The 20089-nt window shown below is 70.3% G+C and carries 21 protein-coding genes and 1 pseudogene; 8 read left to right on the forward strand and 14 right to left on the reverse strand.

The genetic code is table 11. The features are described from left to right. Nucleotides 1–36: 36 nt before the first annotated feature. The 5 genes from FKD65_RS11890 to FKD65_RS11905 are packed head-to-tail and all read right to left on the reverse strand — an operon-like array spanning nt 37 to nt 5610. Nucleotides 37–879 (reverse strand): ABC transporter permease, encoded by an 843-nt coding sequence (locus FKD65_RS11890; RefSeq protein ID WP_141577512.1) that lies wholly within the window; start codon nt 877–879, stop codon nt 37–39. After that, the gene (locus FKD65_RS11895) at nt 876–1739 is read right to left on the reverse strand and encodes an ABC transporter permease (protein ID WP_141577513.1); all 864 of its coding nucleotides are present in this window, start codon (nt 1737–1739) and stop codon (nt 876–878) included. The genes FKD65_RS11890 and FKD65_RS11895 overlap by 4 nt, the downstream gene beginning before the upstream one ends. Beyond that, entirely contained in the window at nt 1739–2992 is a 1254-nt protein-coding gene (locus FKD65_RS45470; RefSeq protein ID WP_240810097.1) for a spermidine/putrescine ABC transporter substrate-binding protein, read from the reverse strand. The genes FKD65_RS11895 and FKD65_RS45470 overlap by 1 nt, the downstream gene beginning before the upstream one ends. Beyond that, nucleotides 2989–4140 (reverse strand): ABC transporter ATP-binding protein, encoded by a 1152-nt coding sequence (locus tag FKD65_RS45475; protein WP_240810098.1) that lies wholly within the window; start codon nt 4138–4140, stop codon nt 2989–2991. The genes FKD65_RS45470 and FKD65_RS45475 overlap by 4 nt, the downstream gene beginning before the upstream one ends. Nucleotides 4141–4176: 36 nt before the next feature. Continuing rightward, on the reverse strand, nt 4177–5610 hold the full coding sequence (locus tag FKD65_RS11905; RefSeq protein WP_141577515.1) for a gamma-aminobutyraldehyde dehydrogenase: 1434 nt from the start codon (nt 5608–5610) through the stop codon (nt 4177–4179). 164 nt (nt 5611–5774) lie between these two features. Here FKD65_RS11905 and FKD65_RS11910 point away from each other — a divergent pair, with 164 nt between their 5' ends. The 6 genes and pseudogenes from FKD65_RS11910 (at nt 5775) to FKD65_RS11935 (ending at nt 9270) form a co-directional block, all read left to right on the forward strand. Next, entirely contained in the window at nt 5775–6236 is a 462-nt protein-coding gene (locus tag FKD65_RS11910) for an Lrp/AsnC family transcriptional regulator (protein WP_240810099.1), read from the forward strand. 96 nt (nt 6237–6332) lie between these two features. Next, complete coding sequence (locus FKD65_RS11915; RefSeq protein ID WP_141577519.1) at nt 6333–6590, forward strand: DUF1778 domain-containing protein; 258 nt, start codon at nt 6333–6335, stop codon at nt 6588–6590. A gap of 6 nt (nt 6591–6596) precedes the next feature. Then, nucleotides 6597–7109 carry an NUDIX hydrolase gene (locus tag FKD65_RS45480; protein WP_141577521.1) on the forward strand — a complete coding sequence of 171 codons (513 nt, stop codon included), beginning with the start codon at nt 6597–6599 and terminating at the stop codon, nt 7107–7109. Beyond that, a pseudogene (locus FKD65_RS46235) lies at nt 7102–7416 on the forward strand (HIT family protein); the annotation flags it as partial. The gene FKD65_RS45480 and the pseudogene FKD65_RS46235, both read left to right, overlap by 8 nt. Before the next feature lie 448 nt (nt 7417–7864). Continuing rightward, nucleotides 7865–8581, forward strand: coding sequence for an ATP-binding cassette domain-containing protein (locus FKD65_RS11930; RefSeq protein ID WP_141577523.1), 717 nt, complete (start codon nt 7865–7867; stop codon nt 8579–8581). After that, nucleotides 8578–9270 (forward strand): hypothetical protein, encoded by a 693-nt coding sequence (locus FKD65_RS11935; RefSeq protein ID WP_141577525.1) that lies wholly within the window; start codon nt 8578–8580, stop codon nt 9268–9270. Before FKD65_RS11930 ends, FKD65_RS11935 begins: the two co-directional genes overlap by 4 nt. 92 nt (nt 9271–9362) lie before the next feature. On the opposite strand, the gene FKD65_RS11940 is transcribed toward FKD65_RS11935, so the two are convergent. The 3 genes from FKD65_RS11940 to rlmN form a co-directional block, all read right to left on the reverse strand. Beyond that, entirely contained in the window at nt 9363–10187 is an 825-nt protein-coding gene (locus FKD65_RS11940; protein ID WP_141577526.1) for a DUF1963 domain-containing protein, read from the reverse strand. 63 nt (nt 10188–10250) lie between these two features. Continuing rightward, on the reverse strand, nt 10251–10754 hold the full coding sequence (locus FKD65_RS11945; RefSeq protein WP_141577528.1) for a DivIVA domain-containing protein: 504 nt from the start codon (nt 10752–10754) through the stop codon (nt 10251–10253). A gap of 66 nt (nt 10755–10820) precedes the next feature. Continuing rightward, on the reverse strand, nt 10821–11966 hold the full coding sequence (gene rlmN, locus FKD65_RS11950) for a 23S rRNA (adenine(2503)-C(2))-methyltransferase RlmN (protein WP_141577530.1): 1146 nt from the start codon (nt 11964–11966) through the stop codon (nt 10821–10823). Nucleotides 11967–12104: 138 nt separating this feature from the next. On the opposite strand from rlmN, the gene FKD65_RS11955 reads away from it, so the two are divergent. Then, nucleotides 12105–13250 carry a suppressor of fused domain protein gene (locus FKD65_RS11955; protein WP_141577532.1) on the forward strand — a complete coding sequence of 382 codons (1146 nt, stop codon included), beginning with the start codon at nt 12105–12107 and terminating at the stop codon, nt 13248–13250. A gap of 59 nt (nt 13251–13309) precedes the next feature. Here the strand turns inward: FKD65_RS11955 and FKD65_RS11960 are convergent, their stop codons facing one another. From FKD65_RS11960 to rpsB, 5 genes are all read right to left on the reverse strand, one after another. Beyond that, nucleotides 13310–14323: a phosphatidate cytidylyltransferase gene (locus tag FKD65_RS11960; RefSeq protein WP_240810102.1), complete on the reverse strand. Its 1014-nt coding sequence runs from the start codon at nt 14321–14323 to the stop codon at nt 13310–13312. Beyond that, entirely contained in the window at nt 14323–14880 is a 558-nt protein-coding gene (gene frr, locus FKD65_RS11965; protein WP_141577534.1) for a ribosome recycling factor, read from the reverse strand. Before frr ends, FKD65_RS11960 begins: the two co-directional genes overlap by 1 nt. Before the next feature lie 74 nt (nt 14881–14954). Then, nucleotides 14955–15734 (reverse strand): UMP kinase, encoded by a 780-nt coding sequence (pyrH, locus tag FKD65_RS11970; protein ID WP_141577536.1) that lies wholly within the window; start codon nt 15732–15734, stop codon nt 14955–14957. Nucleotides 15735–15793: 59 nt separating this feature from the next. Continuing rightward, nucleotides 15794–16630, reverse strand: coding sequence for a translation elongation factor Ts (gene tsf, locus FKD65_RS11975; RefSeq protein ID WP_141577538.1), 837 nt, complete (start codon nt 16628–16630; stop codon nt 15794–15796). A gap of 85 nt (nt 16631–16715) precedes the next feature. Continuing rightward, nucleotides 16716–17729 (reverse strand): 30S ribosomal protein S2, encoded by a 1014-nt coding sequence (gene rpsB / locus FKD65_RS11980; RefSeq protein WP_141577540.1) that lies wholly within the window; start codon nt 17727–17729, stop codon nt 16716–16718. Between the two features lie 387 nt (nt 17730–18116). Between rpsB and FKD65_RS11985 the strand changes: the two genes are divergently transcribed. Further along, nucleotides 18117–18815 (forward strand): murein hydrolase activator EnvC, encoded by a 699-nt coding sequence (locus tag FKD65_RS11985; protein ID WP_205718637.1) that lies wholly within the window; start codon nt 18117–18119, stop codon nt 18813–18815. A gap of 203 nt (nt 18816–19018) precedes the next feature. Here the strand turns inward: FKD65_RS11985 and FKD65_RS11990 are convergent, their stop codons facing one another. After that, nucleotides 19019–19930 (reverse strand): tyrosine recombinase XerC, encoded by a 912-nt coding sequence (locus FKD65_RS11990; RefSeq protein WP_240810103.1) that lies wholly within the window; start codon nt 19928–19930, stop codon nt 19019–19021. Between the last annotated feature and the right edge of the window lie 159 nt (nt 19931–20089).

The raw sequence follows: 20089 nt of genomic DNA on the forward strand, positions 1-20089 counted from the left end.
CTTGTGCCGAGAGGTGCCCGGCGGTGGCGGGGCGCCTCAGCGGCGCGCGCGGGCGCTGCGCCGCGCCGACACCACCGCGATCACCACGCCGACCGCGAAGATGATCGTCCCCATCACGTTGACCTGCGGCGGCGTACCCGTCCGGGTGGAGCCGTAGATCCACAGCGGGAACGTGACGGTGGCTCCGCTGGTGAAGTTCGTGATGACGAAGTCGTCGATGGACAGCACGAACGCCAGCAGCGCCCCCGCCAGCACGCCCGGCATGATCATCGGCAGCGTGACCAGGCGGAACCGCGTCCACGGGCCCGCCCCGAGGTCCTGCGCCGCCTCCTCCACCGCGGGGTCGAGCCCGACGACGCGGGCGCGGACCGTCACGGCCACGAAGGCGATCGAGAACATCACGTGCGCGAGGAGGATCGTCAGGTAGCCGCGCGGCAGGTTGAACGTGACGAACATGGACAGCAGCGAGGCGCCCATCACGATCTCCGGGCAGGAGATCGCCATGAACAGCACGAGGTTCGTCGAGCCCTTGCCGCGGAACCGGTACCGGCCGAGGGCCAGGCCCGCGAACGTGCCGATGACCGTCGTGATCACCGTGCTGAGCACCGCGATCGTCAGCGAGTTGACGACGGCGGCGGTGAGGTCGCTCTTGTCGAACAGGTGGGCGTACCACTTGAGCGTGAAGCCCTGCCACTGGAAGTTCTGCTTGCTGCGGGTGTCGTTGAACCCGAACAGGATCATGATCGCGATCGGCAGGATCAGCCACGCGATCAGCGCGAGGGTGTAGAGGTGCAGGACGGAGATCCGGCGCCTGCGCGGGGCGCGGCGCGGCCGCGGGGTCTTGGTGAGGGTCACCGGGGCCTCGGTGTGCGTCGTCATCGTCCCGCCGCCTCCAGAACGTCCTGCGTGCCGAGCGTGCGCGCGTAGGCGAAGATCCCGACGAGCAGGATCGCCATCAGCGCGAACGACAGCGCGGACGCCGTCGGGTAGGCGCTGTTGTTGAAGTACTCGGTCTGGATGACGTTGCCGATCATGGTGTTCTGCGGGCCGCCGAGCACCTCGGCGTTGACGTAGTCCGACGACACCGGCACGAAAGTCATGATCACGCCGGCGAACACGCCGGGCAGCGACAGCGGCAGGATGACCCGCAGGAACGCCTGCGTGCGGCTCGCGTACAGGTCGTAGGCCGCCTCCACCACGCGCGGGTCGACGCGTTCGAGCGCCACGTAGATCGGCAGGGCCATGAACGGCAGGAAGTTGTAGGCGAGTCCGGACACCACCGCGACGCCGGTGTCGAGGATGTGGAAGTCCGCCGGCAGGACGCCGTGGTCGCGCAGCGGCCCGAGGATCGGCCCGTTGTCGGTGAGGACGAGCTTCCACGACACCGTCCGCAGGATGAACGAGACGAAGTACGGGAGCAGCAGGAGGAACAGGTACGTCGACTTGGCGCGCCCGCCCCGGAACGCGATCCAGTACGCGGCCGGGTAGGCGATCACGATGCACGCGACCGTGGCGACCAGGCCGTACCAGAGCGACCGGACGAACTTGTCGCCGTAGGTGCTCAGCCCGTCGGTGTAGTTCTGCCAGTGCAGCGTCTGCTGGAAGCCGTCGATGAGGTTCCCGGTCTGCAGGGACAGGGAGACCATCAGCACGAGCGGGACGAGGAAGAACGCCGTCAGCCACAGCCCGCCGGGCAGGATCATGAGGTACGGCGCGAGCCGTCCCCGCACCCCCTGCATCACGAACCCTTGGAGATCGGTTCGAAGATCTTCTGGTACTCGGTCTCCTCGGCCTGGGTGAGCCGGCGGTAGTGCCGCAGCCGGGCCAGGTCGGCCTGCGAGGGGAAGACCAGCGGGCTGGTGCTGAGGCGGGTCAGGTCCTTCTTGTCCGCCCCGCCCGCCTGCTCCGCCTTCTGCGCGATGAGCTTCTGGGTGGCCGGGATCGGCGGCATGTAGTTGATGAACTCGGTCAGCGGCGCGTTGTTCTCCGGGACGTAGAGCCAGTTCATGAGGGTCAGCGCGTCCACCGGGTTCTGCGCGGTCTTCGGGATGCACAGGTTGTCGGTCCAGATGGTGCCGCCCTCCCCGGGCACCACGAACTTCACGTCCTTGCTGGTCAGGCTGTAGACGTCCCCGGACCAGGCCATCGTCATCCACACGTCGCCCTTGCTGACGGCGTCGACGTAGTCCTGACTGTAGTACTTGCGGACGATGCCCTTGTCGCGCTGCTCGCGGAGCTTGGCGGCGGCCTTCTCCCAGTCCGCCCTGGTCGACTTCTCCGGGTCAATGCCGAGCAGGAACATCCCGAAGTTCCCGAGCTCCTGCGAGTCGCCCATCATGCCGACCTTGCCCTTGTACTTCGGGTCGAAAAGCTGGGCGATGCTGGTGATCTCCTCTTTCACGTACTTGGTGTTGTACGCGATCCCGGTGACGCCCGACTCGTAGGGGATCGTGAAGGCGTTGCCGGGGTCGTAGGACGGGTTCTTGAACGACGGGCCCGCGTTCGCCTGGAAGTTCGGCAGCTTCGACAGGTCGAGCGGCGCCAGGTAGCCGAGCTGGCGGCACTGCTCCAGCTGGATCCCGTTCGTCATCACCATCAGGTCGAAGCCGATGGACTGGCCGGCGGCCAGCGGCGCCTGGATCTTGCCGAACCAGGGGCCCATCTCCTGGATGACCTCCTTGTAGGTCACCTTGACGCCCGTCTCCTTCTCGAACGCCTTGATGGTCTCCCGGTCGTCCTGCATGTAGCCCGGCCAGTTCGCCCAGTTGAGCGTGCCGTTCTTGGCCTTGCCCGCCCAGAACTTCTCGACGTCGCTCTGGCTGACCTTCTCCTTGCCGCCCTGCCCCTTCACCCCGCACGCCGACAGGGCGAGCCCCGCGCCCGCCGCGCCCATCAGCCTGAGGACGTCGCGGCGGTCCGGTCCACCCGCGCTGGAACGCGCCAGGCGCGGCCTTGTGAGTCCGCGCAGGAACGCGGGGTCGAACTGGCTCACTGTGGGGCTCCTATGGCGTACGAGTGGCACGGATCCCACGACAGCCAGACGCCGTCGCCGCGGACGGCGACGTCTTCGGCGGACGTGGCGTTCTGCAGGAACACGACGACGTCGGCGCCGGCGGAGGTGGTGATGTTGTAGTTCGTCGACGTCCCGAGGTAGACGACCTCCGTCACGGTCCCCCGGACCGCGCACAGCCCGTCCCCCGGTTTGTCGGGGCCGATCCCGATCTTCTCGGGGCGGACGGTCAGCTCCACGCGCTCCCCCTCCACGGCCTCCCGGCCGTGGCGCAGCGGGACCTCGATCCGCCCGTCCGGGCCGTGGGTGAGCACCGCGCTGCCCGGCCCGGTCCCGGTGACCTCCCCCTCCAGCAGGTTGGACGTCCCGATGAACCCGGCCACGAAGCGCGACGCGGGGTGCTCGTAGATCTCCCGGGGCGTGCCGAGCTGCTCGATCACCCCGTCGTTCATGACGGCGATGCGGTCCGACATCGTCAGCGCCTCGCCCTGGTCGTGCGTGACGTACACGAACGTCACGCCGACCCCCCGCTGGATCCGCTTCAGTTCGACCTGCATCGCCTGGCGCAGCTTCAGGTCGAGGGCGCCGAGCGGCTCGTCCAGCAGCAGGGCCCGCGGCTCGTTCACGAGCGCGCGGGCCAGCGCGACCCGCTGCTGCTGGCCGCCCGACAACTCGGCGGGACGGCGCTTCTCCCGCCCCGCCAGGTCGACGATCTCCAGCATCTCCCCGACCCGGTGCGTGAGCTGCGCCTTCGGAACGCCGCGCCGGCGCAGGCCGAACGCGACGTTCTCGAAGACGCTCATGTGCGGGAAGAGCGCGTACGACTGGAACACCATGTTCACGTCGCGCCTGTTGGGGGGCACGTCCGTGACGTCCTGCCCGTGCAGCCGGACCCGCCCCGCCGTCGGCTCCTCGAAGCCGGCGATCATGCGCATGGTCGTCGTCTTGCCGCATCCGGACGGGCCGAGCAGGGAGAAGAACTCCCCCTCCGCGATCGTCAGGTCGACGCCGCGGACCGCCGCCACGGTCTCGCCGTAGGCGTGGTAGTCCTTCTCCACGCCCTCGAGCTCGATGGCGGGCACGGCGCGGGCCGGATCGTCGCGCGCCGCGGCGGGTCGGGTCTCGGTCATGGGCGGGCTTCCTTCACGGGCTCCGGTCGGCGGCGCTCAACCGCCGATGTAGTGCATGACGTGCTTTACGCGGGTGTAGTCCTCGATTCCGTACATCGACATGTCCTTGCCGTAGCCGGAATGCTTGAAGCCGCCGTGCGGCATCTCCGACACCAGCGGGATGTGGGTGTTGACCCACACGGCGCCGAAGTCCAGGGCCTTGCTCATGCGCATGGCGCGGCCGTGGTTCTGCGTCCACACGCTCGCGGCGAGGCCGTACCTGACGCCGTTGGCCCACTCGACGGCCTGCGCCTCGTCCGAGAAGCTCTGGACGGTGATGACCGGGCCGAACACCTCGTTCTGCACCATCTCGTCGTCCTGCTTGAGGCCGCCGACAACGGTCGGCGCGAAGAAGTAGCCGCGGTCCCCCACCCGCTCGCCGCCGGTGAGGACCTTCGCGTGGCTGGGCGCCCGCTCGATGAACCCCTGGACGCGCTCCAGCTGGTTCGCGTTGTTCACCGGCCCGTAGAAGGCGTCGGCGTCGCTGGGCGGCCCGACGGCCGTCCCCTTGGCGGCCTCGGTGAGCGCCTCGGTGAACTCCCCGTGCAGCCGCTCGGCGACCAGCACGCGGGTGGCCGCCGTGCAGTCCTGGCCGGCGTTGAAGTACCCGGCCTCGGCGATGCCCGTCGCCGCCGCCTCCACGTCGGCGTCGTCGAACACGACCACCGGCGCCTTGCCGCCGAGCTCCAGGTGCACCCGCTTGAGGTCCTTGGCCGCCGACGCGGCGACCTCCATGCCGGCCCGCACGCTCCCGGTGATGGAGACCATCTGCGGCGTCGGGTGCTCCACCAGCGAACGCCCGGTGTCGCGGTCGCCGCAGATGACGTTGAAGACGCCCGGGGGCAGGAACTCGGCCGCGATCTCCGCCAGCATCAGCGTGCTCGCGGGGGTCGTCTCGGACGGCTTCAGCACCACGGTGTTGCCCGTCGCGAGCGCCGGCCCGATCTTCCAGACCGCCATCATCATCGGGTAGTTCCAGGGGGTCACCTGGGCGCACACCCCGATCGGCTCCCGCCGGATCGAGGAGGTGTGGTCGGCCATGTACTCGGCGGACGCCTTGCCCTCCAGCACGCGGGACGCGCCTGCGAAGAACCGGAGGTTGTCCACCATCGGCGGCACCTCCTCCTCGAGGGTCATCTGGAGCGGCTTGCCGGTGTCCCGGCTCTCCGCCCTGACGAGGTCGTCCGCGCGCTTCTCGACCGCGTCCGCGAAGCGGAGCATCGCGAGGCTCCGCTCCCCCGGCGTGGCGTCGCGCCAGGCGGGGAACGCGTCGGCCGCCGCGCGGAACGCGGCGTCGACGTCCTCGGCGCCGGACACGGGCGCCTCCGCGTACGTCTCGCCGGTGCTGGGGTCGACCACCTCCAGCGTCCGCCCGTCCTTGGCGTCGACGTACTCTCCGCCGATAAAGTTGCGCAGCCGCTCGCCGCTCATCCTCAGGTCCCTCCTGGGCATCTTCGCCCGTTGTGTCCTGTTGGCCCGACCCTGACAGAGGATTCAGTCCAACACAAGTGATTCCGTTGTTACGATCCAGTTTCACGACTGATTCACTTGACCTAGAGGCCTCACACCCTCGATGCCGCAGGTAGGAGATGCTGATGGAACGGGCCCCCCGCGTCCAGCTCGACGAGACGGCGAAGCAGATCATCGAGCAGCTCCAGCAGGACGGCCGCCGCTCCTACGCCGCCATCGGCAAGGCCGTGGGCCTCTCCGAGGCCGCCGTGCGCCAGCGCGTGCAGAAGCTCCTCGACACGGGCGTCATGCAGATCGTCGGCGTCACCGACCCGCTCATGCTCGGATTCCACCGGCAGATGATGATCGGCGTCAGGTGCCAGGGCGACCTGGAGAAGATCGCCGACGAGCTCGCGGCCCTGGACGAGATCGACTACGTCGTCATCACCGCCGGCTCGTTCGACATCCTCCTGGAGCTCGTCTGCGAGGACGACGAACGCCTTTTGGAACTTCTCGGCCGAATCCGCGCCATATCCGGCGTCGTCTCCACCGAGAGCTTCGTCTACCTCAAACTTCGCAAACAGACCTACTCCTGGGGAACCCGCTGACTCCATCAGACACCCGACGATTCTCGTTCTCAGAGGGGATGTCCAGGCAACACCTCGCGGCGTACTTTTAAAGGCCGCAAGGAAGGGAGACCGGCCATGCCCGAGTCGGTTCGCCAGGACCTTCCGGTCGATCCCGCCGACGATCACATCGCCTTCCGGACCACCGCGGAGCAATTCCTCGTGATCCGCACGGCGGCCGAGTTGATCGGCTGGACGGTCACCGACTACGTCCTGTCAGCCGCCCTGGACCGCGCCGAACGCGACCTCTACGAACACGCCGCCGCGCAGGAGGCGGCGCCCCCCGCCCCCGACCCGATCCCTCCCTACACGGCCTTCCTGATGGCCCTGAGCTGACGCGTCATGCACGGCCGGAGGACCCCGCTGGCGAAGGACCGCCAAGGGAACGCGCTGACGGACTTCCTCCCGGCCACCCTCACCCTCCCAGGTGACGCCCCGATGCCCGCGGCGCTGGCGGCGGTCTGGCACGACCATCACCTCCTGCTGGTCTACGACCGCCGCCGCCGCCAATGGGAACTCCCGGGCGGACGGATCGAGCCGGGCGAGTCGCCCCTGGATGCGGCGGTGCGCGAACTCCACGAGGAGACCGGCCTCCACCTCCCCGCCCTCACCCTCGCCGGCCACGCCCGCTTCCAACTCGTCTCACCGCCCCGCGACGAGTACGCCGCCCTCTTCACAGGCGAGTCCCCCGCCCGCCACACCGCCTTCACCCCCACCCCCGAGATCGCCGCGATCCGCTGGTGGAGCCCGACCACACCTCGCCCCCGAGACGCGCAACCCCTGGACACGGCACTGGCCCTGATGACCCCGCCCGGCCGACCGCCCGATGGGGCTGGACAATGGGGGGATGGCTGAGGCTGCGAGCAAGGCTTGTCTGTTCTGCGAAATCGTCAAGGGAGAGCGGCCCGCGCACGTCGTCCTGGACACACCGGACGCGATGGCGTTCCTCGACACCCGCCCGCTGTTCAAGGGGCACACGCTCCTGGTCCCGCGGACGCACTACGAGACCCTCACCGATCTGCCCGAGGACCTCCTCGGCCCGTTCTTCGCCCAGGCTCAACGCCTCGCGAAGGCGATGGAGGACGCACTCGAGGCGGCCGGCTCGTTCGTAGCCATGAACAACCGCATCAGCCAGAGCGTCCCCCACCTGCACGTGCACGTGGTCCCCCGCAACCCGAAGGACGGCCTACGCGGCTTCTTCTGGCCCCGCCACAAATACGCCTCCGACTCCGAGGCCGCCACCTACGCAGCCCGCCTCTCCAAGGCCCTAACACCCCCGCCTAACCGCCCTCCGCGCCACAACCGGCAAGCTCTTCCAGAACACCCAGCCCCCAAGGCCTCTCGGTTCAACCACCACCCCTCCCCACCGAGAACGAAGACACACCCCTCGGCTCCCGGAAGCGGCGAGGCCCTCGAGCACAGGCAGACCTCACAGAACGCTCTCGACCTTGGCGCCGGCTGTTTCCGGTCGACAGCTCCGAGAGGGGCATCCACACTGCGACGGACGCATAGCGCGGAACCCCTTGCGCCACCACCGACAAGGCCGCGGCCCTGGGGTTCTGGGGGGCCTAACGCCGTCCTTATGCGGAGGCCCCTAGCGTCTGGGTGCCATGCGGCTGGAGCGTGTCGCCTTTCGTTATCGTCGGCGGGACCCGTGGGTGTTCCGGGACGTCACGTTGTCACTTCCGGAAGGAAGTGTGACCGAGGTGACCGGACGCAACGGCGCGGGGAAGTCCACTCTTCTCCGCGTGATGGCCGGTCTGCGCAGGCCGCGAGCGGGCGCCGTCAAGGACCGCCCCGCACGGGTCGGATACGCGCCTGAGCGGTTCCCGGTGGACCAGCCGTTCAGCGTCCGCGCCTATCTGGGGCACATGGCGGCCATGCGACGCGTCCCCCAGGCCGCCCGCGACGGCTGGGCGGAGCGGCTGGGCTTCGAGCACCTTCTCGACGTCAGGCTGTCCGAGTTGTCGAAGGGCAGCGCGCAGAAGATCGGGCTCGCGCAGGCGCTCATGGCCGACCCCGAGCTGCTGATCCTCGACGAGCCCTTCGCCGGCCTCGACACCGCCACACGCGACGCGCTCCCCGACCTGATCTCGGAGTTCGCGGCGCGCGGCTCCACCGTCATCGTCAGCGACCACCAGCGCTGCATCGAGGCGATGCCCGGCGTAGACCGCCTGCACGTCGCCGACGGCTCCGTGACCCGATCGGCGGCCGGGGGCGTCGAAGCCTGGACCGTGCTGGAGGTCGAGGTGCCCGGGGACGAGGCCGAGACCGTCGAAACGAAGCTGCGCGCCGACGGCTACCGGGTCCGAAGGCGCGAAGAGTGATCGCGCTCGTCCGGTTCCAGGTGGCGGGCTACCTTCGCTCTCTGCGCGTCCTGCAGCCCCTGATCGTCGTGGCGCTGGCCGTGGCGCTGATCCTCTCTCAGGGACCGAGCGGCCCGGACGCCCCCGCCCTCGCCGTCCGGACGTTCGCGGACGTCGCGGCCCTCATGTTCCCCGTGTGGGCGTGGGCGGCCCGCGCCCTCCTCGACACGCAGCCCGACGAGCAGCGCTCCCTGACCGCCACCGCGGCCCGCCGCCCGTCCGCACCCATGTGGGCCGGTCTGCTCGCCGCGTACGGCGTGAACATCTCGCTTGGCGTCGTGGCACTGGCCGTCCCTTTCATCCAGGCCCTCCAGGCCGGTTCGCCAGGGCGGGCCGTCCTGGCGGGCTGCGCGTTGAACCTCCTCGTCGCCGTCCCGGGCACGCTGCTCGGGGCATGGACGAGCCGGGCCGTCCTCCCCCATCCGGGCGTCTCGCTGCTGGCGCTCCTCGGCGGCGCGGCCGCGCTCCTGCTCCTCGGCATGGGACGGCTCTCCTGGCTGTCCGTCCCGATGATCGATTGGATGCGCGCGGCCAGCGACGGCCCGAGCGCCTTCGTCTCGCACTTCCCGGCCACCGCCCTCCACCTGCTGCTCTGGTCCGCGGTCGTGGGCACCGCCTACCTCCTCACCGCCCCCCGCCGCACCTCCTGACCACCCGACCGAACAACTCGACCTCACCCAGCCGCCTTCGCTGGGCCCGGTTCGCCATGCCCGGCGGTCCACGGCGGAGCGGCCAGGGCGTGTCACGCCGCTTGGACGGTCAGCCATGTCTGCTCCAAGGGGGTGTCACGGCGGTTGCAGAAGTACACGCGGCCCGGATCGCCCCAGTACCAGCCGAGGCGGTCGTCGGAGTCGAGTTGGAGCAGGAGGTCCCATTCCTCTACCGCGCGTTGCTCGTCCGGGGTGAGGGCCGGAGGACCGAGGGAGTTCAGCGTGCGGCCGGTCGAGGCGTACAGGCAGTCGGGGCCGAGCGGACGCTGGACGAGCGTCGGCCAGCCGCCCAGTTGGTGCGCGGGTGCGTCGTCGGGGCATGTGTGGCGCGTCCAGGCGGCGTGCAGTTGCTCGTACACCGGCACGATGCCGTCGTACACGCTCTCCAAGCGCTGGACGACGGCCTCCTGCGGAGAGGGCAGGGAGAGGAAGGGAGCGGCGCCCAGCGTGGTCTCCGGATAGGAGAGGCTGCCCGGCGGCGGGGTCGCCGGGCGGAGGTCCCCTGTGAACACGCGCCAGCCGCCGCGGTGACCGGGGTCGTCACCCCAGGGGCGGGGTGTCTCGCTCGCGTAGTAGAACGCGGCGCGGCAGGCCGGAAGGCCGGGGATCTCGGCCAGGCGGGCGAGGCCCGCCAGGTCGATCGCGCCTAAGAAGTCGAGCGGGCGGCCGTTCCACCCGGGCCACGGCTCGTCCGCGGGCAGCAGCGGTGCGCCGCCAAGGCGGACGGGCACTTCGCCGCGTGCGGAAAGGCGCAGCGCGGGTTTGATCAGGGGCAGGAGGATGGCGGTGATCTCGGGGCCGAGGAAGGCGTCGAGGAGGGCTCGGAGCCGCCGGTGCTGTGCGGTGAGGGGATCCATGCACGTAGCGTGGCCCGCCGCTCACGCGGAGCGCAGCATCCCGCGAGATTGTGGATAACCTCGTCAGCGTTCGAGCGCGGCCGACAGTTGCAGCAGGAAGCGGTCGACCTCCTGCTCGTCGTACCCGGGCCCGAGCCGGACGGTGCGGAACGCGCTCTCCCGCACGTCGCGGGCGGTCACGGGCGGGGCGAGCCCGCGCAGTCCGGAGATCACGCGGTCGAGGAACGCGTCGACGTCCCGGACGTCGTAGCCGGGGCGCAGGCCGGCGCCCGAGAACCGCGCGTTCTGGATCCAGTTGATCAGCCAGGCCGGCTGGGCGCGCGTGCGGCCGGGACGCTCCCCGAAGGGCGCCATGGCCTGGAGCTCCCTGATGCACTCGCGGAGCAGCTCGTCCACCGCGCGGTGCTCGTAGCCGCGAAGGACGGTGGTGAAGCGCGCCTGGCGCACCTCGTCCGCGGACACCGGCGGTCCGCCGTTCAGCGCCTGCGAGACCCGCTTCAGCAGGGCGTCGACCTGGTCCCGGTCATAGCCCCGCAAGACCACCGGCAGCCGTGTACCCGTCCTCACCGGCACCGCGCTCCTCAGCCGTGTCCCCGCGCCCCGCGCGGCGCCAGGGACGCACCGGCGGCGCGCTCAGTCCTTGGTCGCCGCGGCCAGCTGCCCGCAGGCCCCGTCGATCTCCCTGCCCCGAGTGTCGCGCACCGTGACCGGGACCCCGTGGGCCTCCAGCCGCCGGACGAACTCGCGCTCGTCCTCGGGCCGGGAGGCGGTCCACTTGGAACCCGGCGTTGGGTTCAACGGAATCAGATTGACGTGCACGAGGTGACCGCGCAAGAGCCTTCCGAGAAGATCGGCCCGCCAGGCCTGGTCGTTGACGTCCTTGATGAGGGCGTACTCGATCGAGACGCGGCGGCCGCTCCGGTCGGCGTAGGCCCAGGCCGCGTCCAGCACCTCCGAGACCTTCCACCGGTTGTTCACGGGCACGAGGTCGTCGCGGAGCTCGTCGTCGGGCGCGTGCAGGGAGACGGCCAGCCTGACCGACATGTCCTCCGCAGCGAGCTTCTCGATGGCCGGAACGAGCCCGACCGTGGAGACCGTCACCGAACGCTGGGAGATGCCCAGCCCGGCGGGTGCCGGATCGGTGATGCGCCTGACCGCGCCTATCACGGCCTTGTAGTTGGCCAGGGGCTCGCCCATGCCCATGAAGACGATGTTGGAGACGCGTCCGGGCCCGCCTGGGATGCGTCCGCGGGCGAGTGCGCGCGCACCGGCCGCGACCTGCTCGACGATCTCCGCAGTGGACAGGTTGCGCGTGAGGCCCGCCTGACCGGTCGCGCAGAAGGGGCAGTTCATCCCGCAGCCCGCCTGGGACGAGACACACATCGTGGCCCGATCCGGGTAGCGCATCAGGACCGACTCGAACAGGACGCCGTCGAAGGCCTTCCAGACGGTCTTGAGGGTCGTCCCCCCGTCGCAGTCCAGCTCGCGCACCGGGGTCAGCAGCGAGGGCAGCAGCTCGGAGACGAGGCGTTCACGGACGGCGGCCGGCAGGTCCGTCATCTCGGCGGGGTCGTCGACGAGGCGCGCGAAGTAGTGGCGCGACAGCTGGTCGGCGCGGAACGGTTTCTCCCCCAGCGCGGCGACCGCCTCGCGGCGCTCGGCCGCGGTGAGGTCGGCGAGGTGCCTCGGCGGCTTGCCGCGCCTGGGGGCGGCGAAGACGAGCTTCGCCGGGGTCTTCTCGGACGCGGTGCCGGTCGCGGCGGGCTGGGTGGTAGACATGGTCCTTCCAGTGTCGCAAACACCTGCGCGTGCATCGTCCGTCCATGACGTGCCGCCGCTCCCCCGCCTCCCGGCGGCGCCATCACCGAACGGCGACATTCCTGCGCATGGCCTTTGTCTGCGGCTAAGGTCTCGATCATGTCGGTATTGCGCAGGGGCACCGGCTCGCCCCGGGGGTCGGCGGCCACGGTGGTGCACGCGGCGGCCAGCCCGTACGGCAGCCGCCGGCTCATCGTCGAGACCGACGGCGAGGTCACCGCGGCCTACCTGAAGGACGCGCGCGACTCGGTGGTCGGAGCGGTCTGGGTCGCGAACCATCGCAAGGCCCCGCGGGAACTGGACCGGTCGCGGCTGGAGGCGGGGCTCACGCCGCTCCTGCCGGAGACCCATGTGCGCCACCCCGAAGGCCGCCCCGCCCTGGACCCCGAGGCCCTGGAGATCGTGTGGTTCGAGGAGGGCGACGGAGTCGCCGTCCTGGAGGCGGGCGACCCGCTGCTGGTGATCCCCGGCTGGTCCGACATGGGACGAGGCATCCCCGGCTACGCCCGCGACGCCACGCTGCAGAGCCCGTTCGCCTTCCCCCTGGACGAGGAGATCGAGGACTTCGGACCGCGCATCGACCAGGCTCGCGAGCACTGGAAGAGGTGCCGCGCGGACGGGTCGTGGGCGGAGTTCCAGCAATCGGTGCTCGGCCACCTGCTCCAACGTCTCGGCCCTAGTGGCCACTACTGGCACGACGTCGGACGGCAACTGGCGAGCGGTAGGCCGAGTGTGGCCCCGACTGTGGGTGTGTCGGAGCGGCCCGCAATGGGCGCCCGGGAGTTCACCGTCCTGAGCACGGTAGGGATGAGCCGCCAGCGGATGCCCACGGTCGAACTCTACGAGGACGACGTCGCCCCGTACGGACGTATCGAGTTGGCCGTCGCCAGCACCCTTCCCAGCCAGCGAGCGGGGAGCATCTTCCCGTGGCTGGCGCAGTACCCCTGGCGGTCGGTGACCTGGTTCGCCCCAGGGGACGTCGTCAAGTGGTACCACGAGGCGCGCACGTTCCCCCTGGGGAGCGGTGAGTCGTCCTGGGAGGGTGTGCTCCTCCTGGACGACCCGAACCGTCTCGCGGGCCCTGGGGCGCCTGCGGTGACCGGCCTGACGCTCAACGGGGACGCCGTCCGCTGGCTGTGGCTCGTGCCCATCACGGGTGAGGAGCACCGCTTCGCCAAGAGCGAGGGGTCGGACGCGCTCATACGGCGTCTCGCCCAGCAGGGCCGCTCCTGGATCGTCTCCTAAGGAGACCCGCCGCAGGCAGCCGACCGGTAGACGGCCCTGGGGCGCCTCCTAAGGCCGCCTTAGCTGGGGACGAACAGCTCCAGCAGCAGCCAGACGACGGGGGCGGTCGCGACGAGGGAGTCGAGGCGGTCCATCACCCCGCCGTGGCCGGGCAGGAGCGTTCCCATGTCCTTGATACCGAGGTCCCGCTTGATCATCGATTCGACGAGGTCGCCGGCGGTGGCGGTGACCACGGCGGCGAGCCCGATGATCACGCCCTGCCAGACATGGCCGCCGTCCAGGAGCCACCACACCAGCCATCCGCCGACGGCCATGCAGGTGATGGCGGATCCGGTGACGCCCTCCCAGGTCTTCTTCGGGCTGATCGCGGGCGCCAGTTTGTGCCTGCCCAGGAAGGACCCGGCGAAGTAGCCGCCGATGTCGCTGGCGACGGTCGTGGCGATGAAGATGACGATGCGGTGGTCGCCGTCTTCCGGGCGCATGAGCAGCGCGACGATGCCGCCCATCAGCACCAGGTAGCCTGCCACGAGCGACCCGGCGGTGACGTCGCGCACGTATCCGGCCGCGCCTTCGGTCATGCGCGTCATCAGCAGTGCCAGGACCGTCAGCGAAACCGCCGCGACGGTCGCCGTGGCGCCCCACACGTAGGCGACGACGGGCGTGCCGACCATGCCGGTCGCGACGGGGATGAACGGGACGCGGATGTCGCGGCTCTTGAACGCCTCGGTCACTTCCCGCATGCCGAGGAACAGGAACACGACCATCACGCCAAGGAAGATCTCCTTGACCGTGTAGAGCGAGAGCAGGACGAGGGCGCCGAGTGCGAGGCCCACGCCTATGGCGAGCGGAAGGTTCCGCCCTGTCCTGCTTTCACGCTTCCCCGCGGACGTCACGCCGCCAGGCGGCGTCGACTCGCCGCCGGGCGCCGGGTCGCCGGGAGGCGCGGGGTCGCCGGAGCCGTCCGGTCCCTGCCCGGGGGGCGAGTCCAGTGCTTCTCCGGGGGGTGGGCCGGACATGTCGACCTCCGGCTCGTCCGGGGAGCCCGAGGGCTCCCCGGCGTCGTCGAGTTCCATCAGACTTCGAGCAGTTCGGCCTTCTTGTGCTCGAGCATCTCGTCGATCTGCGCCACGTAGCGGTGCGTCGTGTCGTCGAGTTCCTTCTCGGCACGCCTGACCTCGTCCTCGCCGACCTCACCGTCCTTGGCGAGCTTGTCGAGGGCGTCCTTGGCACGGCGGCGGATGTTGCGGATGGAGACCCGGCTCTCCTCCGCCTTGGTGCCGGCGACCTTGATGAACTCCCTGCGGCGCTCCTCCGACAGGTCGGGGAACACGACCCGGATGACGTTGCCGTCGTTGGTGGGGTTCACGCCGAGGTCGCTGTCCCGGATGGCCTTCTCCACCGCCTGCATGGACGACTTGTCGAAGACCTGGACGATGACCATGCGCGGCTCGGGCAGCGTGAACGACGCGAGCTGGTTGATCGGCGTCGGCGTCCCGTAGTACTCGGCGGTGATCTTGTTGAACATCGCGGGGGTGACGCGGCCGGTGCGGATGGCCTGGAAGTCCTCCTTGGCGACCGCGACCGCCTTCTCCATCTTCTCCTCGGCTTCGAGGAGGGTCTCGTCGATCACTGTGACTCCCGTGTCATCTGGTCGGCCCTGGTCCTGCGGTTCCGCGCCGCGTCCGGCGCGGACGTGGGCTGCGGTCAGCCCTCCGCCGGGCTGACCAGCGTGCCGATCTTCTCACCCCGGACGGCCCGGACGATGTTGCCCTGCCCCATGAGGTCGAAGACCACGATGGGGAGCGCGTTGTCCATGCAGAGGCTGATGGCCGTGGCGTCCATGACCTTCAGGCCCCGCTGTAGAACTTCACCGTATTCCAAACGGTCGAACTTGACCGCGTCTGGATTCTTTCGGGGGTCGGCATCGTAGACGCCGTCCACTTGCGTCGCCTTCAGCACCGCCTCCGCACCGATCTCCAGCGCGCGCTGCGCGGCGGTGGTGTCGGTGGAGAAGAAGGGCTGGCCGAGACCGGCACCGAAGATGACCACGCGGCCCTTCTCCAGGTGCCGCATGGCGCGGCGCGGGATGTAGGGCTCGGCCACCTGGCTCATGGTGATGGCCGTCTGCACGCGCGTGTCGAGCCCCAGCTTCTCCAGGAAGTCCTGCAGGGCCAGGCAGTTGATGACGGTGCCGATCATCCCCATGTAGTCGGCGCGGCCGCGGTCCATGCCGCGCTCGGCCATGACGGCGCCGCGGAACATGTTGCCGCCGCCGCACACGACCGCCACCTGCACGCCGTCCCGGACGGCTTCGGCGATCGCCTCGGCGACGTGCTGGACGACCTCCGGGTCGATGCCGAGCGGGTCGCGTCCGGCGAAGGCCTCGCCCGAGAGCTTCAGCAGCACCCTCTTCCAGCCCGCGCGGGGCGCGTGCTGGCGGGACGACGAGGCCGCCGTCGCGCTACTGGTCGTCTTGTCCGGCACGTCGGCGGCCTCCTCGTTGCATCGCTGCGTCTTTCGGGGTACTCGTCTCCAGAGTGCCCTTATGCCTGCCCGACCTTGAACCGGGCGAAGCGGACGACCTTCACGCCGGCCTCGTCGAGGACCTTCGCGATCGTCTTCTTGTTGTCCTTCACGAACGCCTGCTCCACGAGCACGAAGTCGCGGAAGTAGGCGTTCACCCGGCCCTCGACGATCTTCGGGATGGCCTGCTCGGGCTTGCCCTCGTCGCGGGTGAGCTGCTCGGCGAGCGCCCGCTCCTTCTCGATCGCCTCGGCGGGGATCTCCTCGCGGGTGAGGTACTTGGGGGCCATCGCCGCGATCTGCTGGGCGACGTCCTTGGCGACCTCGGCGTTCTCGGTGTCCAGCTCGACCAGCACGCCGGTGGTCGGCGGCAGGGACGGGTCGGACTTGTGCAGGTAGCTGGCCACATAGGCGCCCTGGAAGTGGGCGAAGCGGCGCAGCTCCAGCTTCTCGCCGATCTTGGCGCTGTTCTCCTCGATCAGGGCCCGGACGGTCTTGCCCGGCTCGATCTCGGCGGCCAGCACGGCGTCGGCGTCGGCGGCGCCGCTGCCGGCGGCGAACTCGACCAGGCGCTGGGCGAGCTCGATGAACTGCGCGTTCTTGGCGACGAAGTCGGTCTCGCAGTTGAGCTCCAGGAGCGCCCCGTCACCGGAGCCCGCAAAGTGCTCGGCGACCAAGCCGTTGGCGGCGGTGCGCTCGGCGCGCTTGCCGACGTCCTTGGCGCCCTTGAGGCGCAGCAGTTCGGTCGCCTTCTCGAAGTCGCCGTCGGCCTCGGTGAGGGCGTTCTTCACGGCCATCATGCCGGAGCCGGTCAGGTCGCGCAGCCGCTTGACGTCAGCGGCGGTGAAGTTGGCCATCGCTCTCTTCGCTTCTCTCGTCGTTGGTCGTGTGACCCGCGACGGTCCCGGCGGCACCCGCGCGGGTGCCGCCGGGACCGCGGGATCAAGCCTGCTCGTCCTCGGCGGCCTTCGGGGCCTCCTCGGCCGGGGCGGCCTCGGCGCTCGCGGCCGCCTCGGCCGGGGCCTCGGCCGGGGCCTCAGCGGGCGTCTCGGCCGGGGACTCGGCGGGCGCCTCAGCCGGAGTCTCGGCCGACGCCTCGGCCGGAGCCTCAGCCGGAGCCTCGGCCGGGGCCTCGGCGGGCGCCTGCGCGGCGCCGTCGGCCTCGCCGGGCTTCAGCAGGTCGCGCTCCCACTCGGCCAGGGGCTCGCTGCCGGCGGCCGCGGCGCCCTCGGCGGGCTTCTCGTCGCCACCGGACGCGGCGCCCGCGCGGGCGATGAGGCCGTCCGCGACGGAGTCGGCCACGACGCGGGTCAGCAGGCTGACGCTGCGGATGGCGTCGTCGTTGCCCGGGACCGGGTAGTCGACCTCGTCGGGGTCGCAGTTGGTGTCGAGGATGGCCACGACCGGGATGCCGAGCTTCTTGGCCTCGTTGACCGCGATGTGCTCCTTCTTGGTGTCCACGATCCAGATGGCGCTCGGAACCTTCGCCATGTCGCGGATACCGCCGAGGGTGCGCTCCAGCTTGTCCTTCTCGCGGCGCAGGCCGAGGAGCTCCTTCTTGGTCATGCCGGAGCCGGCCACGTCGTCGTAGTTGATCTCCTCCAGCTCCTTGAGCCGGGTGAGCCGCTTGTGGACGGTGGAGAAGTTCGTGAGCATGCCGCCCAGCCAGCGCTGGTTGACGTAGGGCATGCCGACCCGGGTGGCCTGCTCGGCGATGGACTCCTGGGCCTGCTTCTTGGTGCCGACGAACAGGATCGTGCCGCCGTGGGCCACGGTGGCCTTGACGAACTCGAACGCGCGGTCGATGTAGGACAGCGACTGCTGCAGGTCGATGATGTAGATGCCGTTGCGCTCGGTGAGGATGAAGCGCTTCATCTTCGGGTTCCACCGGCGGGTCTGGTGGCCGAAGTGGACGCCGCTCTCGAGGAGCTGCCGCATGGTGACGACGGGTGCCATTGCCCGTGTTCTCCTTCTCTGGCCCTGCCGGGCCGCATTTGGTTGTCTGCCTGCGCCCGGGTGCTGCCCCACCGTCGCCGAGGCGACGGACCGAGGGACTGCGCCCCACCAGGATTGCGGTGGCATGCGGACGCGTGAAATCAGCCGCCGGGATACCTCCAGGCGGCTGTGACCCGTCTCCGGGTCTGGGTCCCGTCCGCTCCGAGAGCGGCTTCTCGCCTGCCCGCGAGAGCGGGACGACGACGGCCTGGCCCTGACCGATGTCCTTTCGGACACCCCTACAGATTATCAGGGCGCGAAAGTGTCCGGGCCCCATCGATCCGAGCGGTTATCCACAGTTCGCGAACACCGTCGACGCGGTGCCCCGCGGACGGCAGGGTTCGGTGCATGACCGTGTTCTCGCTGCTCCTGACGTGCATGATCGCCATCGGGTCTCCCGGCCCGCAAGCCTGGCGCTGGCCGTTAGGGCCGCCCGCGCCCCGGGTGGTCCGGGGATTCTCGCCGCCGCCCGTCCCGTGGGCCGCGGGCCACCGCGGCGTCGACCTCGCGGCCGGCCCCGGGCAGGCCGTCTACGCCGCCGGGCCGGGCCGTGTCGCCTACGCCGACGATCTGGCCGGACGGGGCGTCGTGGCGATCGACCACGGCGCCCTGCGGACCACTTACCTGCCCGTCCGGCCGAGCGTCCACGTGGGCCGACGCGTGACGTCCGGCACGCGCATCGGCGTCCTGCAGCACGGGTTACTCCACTGCCCCATGGCGTGCCTGCACTGGGGCCTGCGCCGCGGCGCCCTCTACCTGAACCCGCTCAACCTCGTCCAGCACCAGGTCCGCCTCCTGCCCCTCTGGCGGCAGCCCTCACCGTCGGCGGTCCCCCGACCCCCAGATCCGCCCTCCGCGCAGCCGAGGATGGCCTTGCGGGACGCCGCCACGGCCACAGGCGGCGCGCTCACGGGGATGGTCCTGTCCTTCGCCCTGGCCTTCCTATGGCGTCGAACCCGCATCCGCTTCCGCCTGCACCGTCGCCGCCGTCAGCCTCCGGGCGTCATCAACCTCTCCCAGGAACGCCGCCTACGCCGCGCCCCCTGACCCGTCCCCCACTCCTGCCGCCCGGCTCCACAAGCCGGGCGGCAGCCCCACTCCGCACCCCGCGAGCGGCCACAACCAGCCGCTCGTGCGCTTGGAGGGAAGCGGAGGACACCAACCGCCTGCATCGGCGACCCCAGCGGGATCCAAGACACCATCGGACCTCGCCCGGATCTGCTGGACCTTCTGGGCCTGCTTCTAGGGCGCTAGTCGGAGCGGGTTCCACGGGGGTGGGCTTGGCGGTGGACTTGTCTCAGGCGTTCGGCTGACACGTGCGTGTAGATCTGGGTCGTCTGCAGAGAGGCGTGCCCGAGGATCTCCTGGACGCTCCGGAGATCGGCGCCGCCTTCCAGGAGGTGGGTGGCGGCGGAGTGGCGGAGGCCGTGCGGGCCGATGTCCGGAATCTGCCCGACCTCCGAGATCCGCGCGTGGACGATCCGACGCGCGCTCGTGGGATGCAGGCGGCCTCCGCGCGCACCAAGGAAGAGGGCGGGGCCGCTGCTCTCGGTCGCGAGGGCGGGACGTCCGGCGCGCAGCCAATCCTGGACGGCGCGGGAAGCCGGCTCCCCTAGCGGGACCGTGCGCTCACGCCCGCCCTTCCCCAGGACTCGTACGGTTCCACGTCCGGTGTCCAAGTCGTCTATGTCGAGCCCGCACAGTTCGCTCACGCGAACGCCCGTCCCGTAGAGGACCTCCAGGACGGCCAGGTCGCGGAGTCCCAGGGGGCCTTCAGGGTCCACGGTGTCGAGGAGATGCGCCGCATCGTCCTGCGTGAGCACCGTCGGCAGATCACGCAGCCGTTTGGGCGTGCCGAGCAGCAGACCGGGATCGTCTTCAAGGAGCCCCCGCCGGTGGAGGTGGCGGGTGAACGCGCGGACCGCCGCCGTGCGGCGGGCCAGGGTCGCCCGGGAACGGCCGAGGGCGTGTTGCCGGGCGAGCCATGCCCGCAGCACCGTGATGTCCAGTTCCGCGGGCTCGGTGAGACCGGCGAGGGCGGCGTAGGCGCAGAGGTCGGCCAGGTCACCGAGATAGGCCCGCAGAGTATGGGGCGAGACGTCCCGTTCGGCGCGCAGATGGCGCCCGAACTCGTCGACGGCGTCCTCCAGCGCGTTGGTCACACGCGCCACGCTGGGCCAAGGCCACGACCGAAGCAAGCACCGAACCCCGGTTTCGAGCGAATCACCCGGAATGGGGCGAGGATCGCCTGGTAGGCGCGGGCGATGTTCTTCGGGTCGACCGGCAGCCCCCTCAGAGCGTTATCCACAGAACGTCGTTCT

The organism is Actinomadura sp. WMMA1423, from assembly GCF_006547145.1.
GTDB lineage: Bacteria > Actinomycetota > Actinomycetes > Streptosporangiales > Streptosporangiaceae > Spirillospora.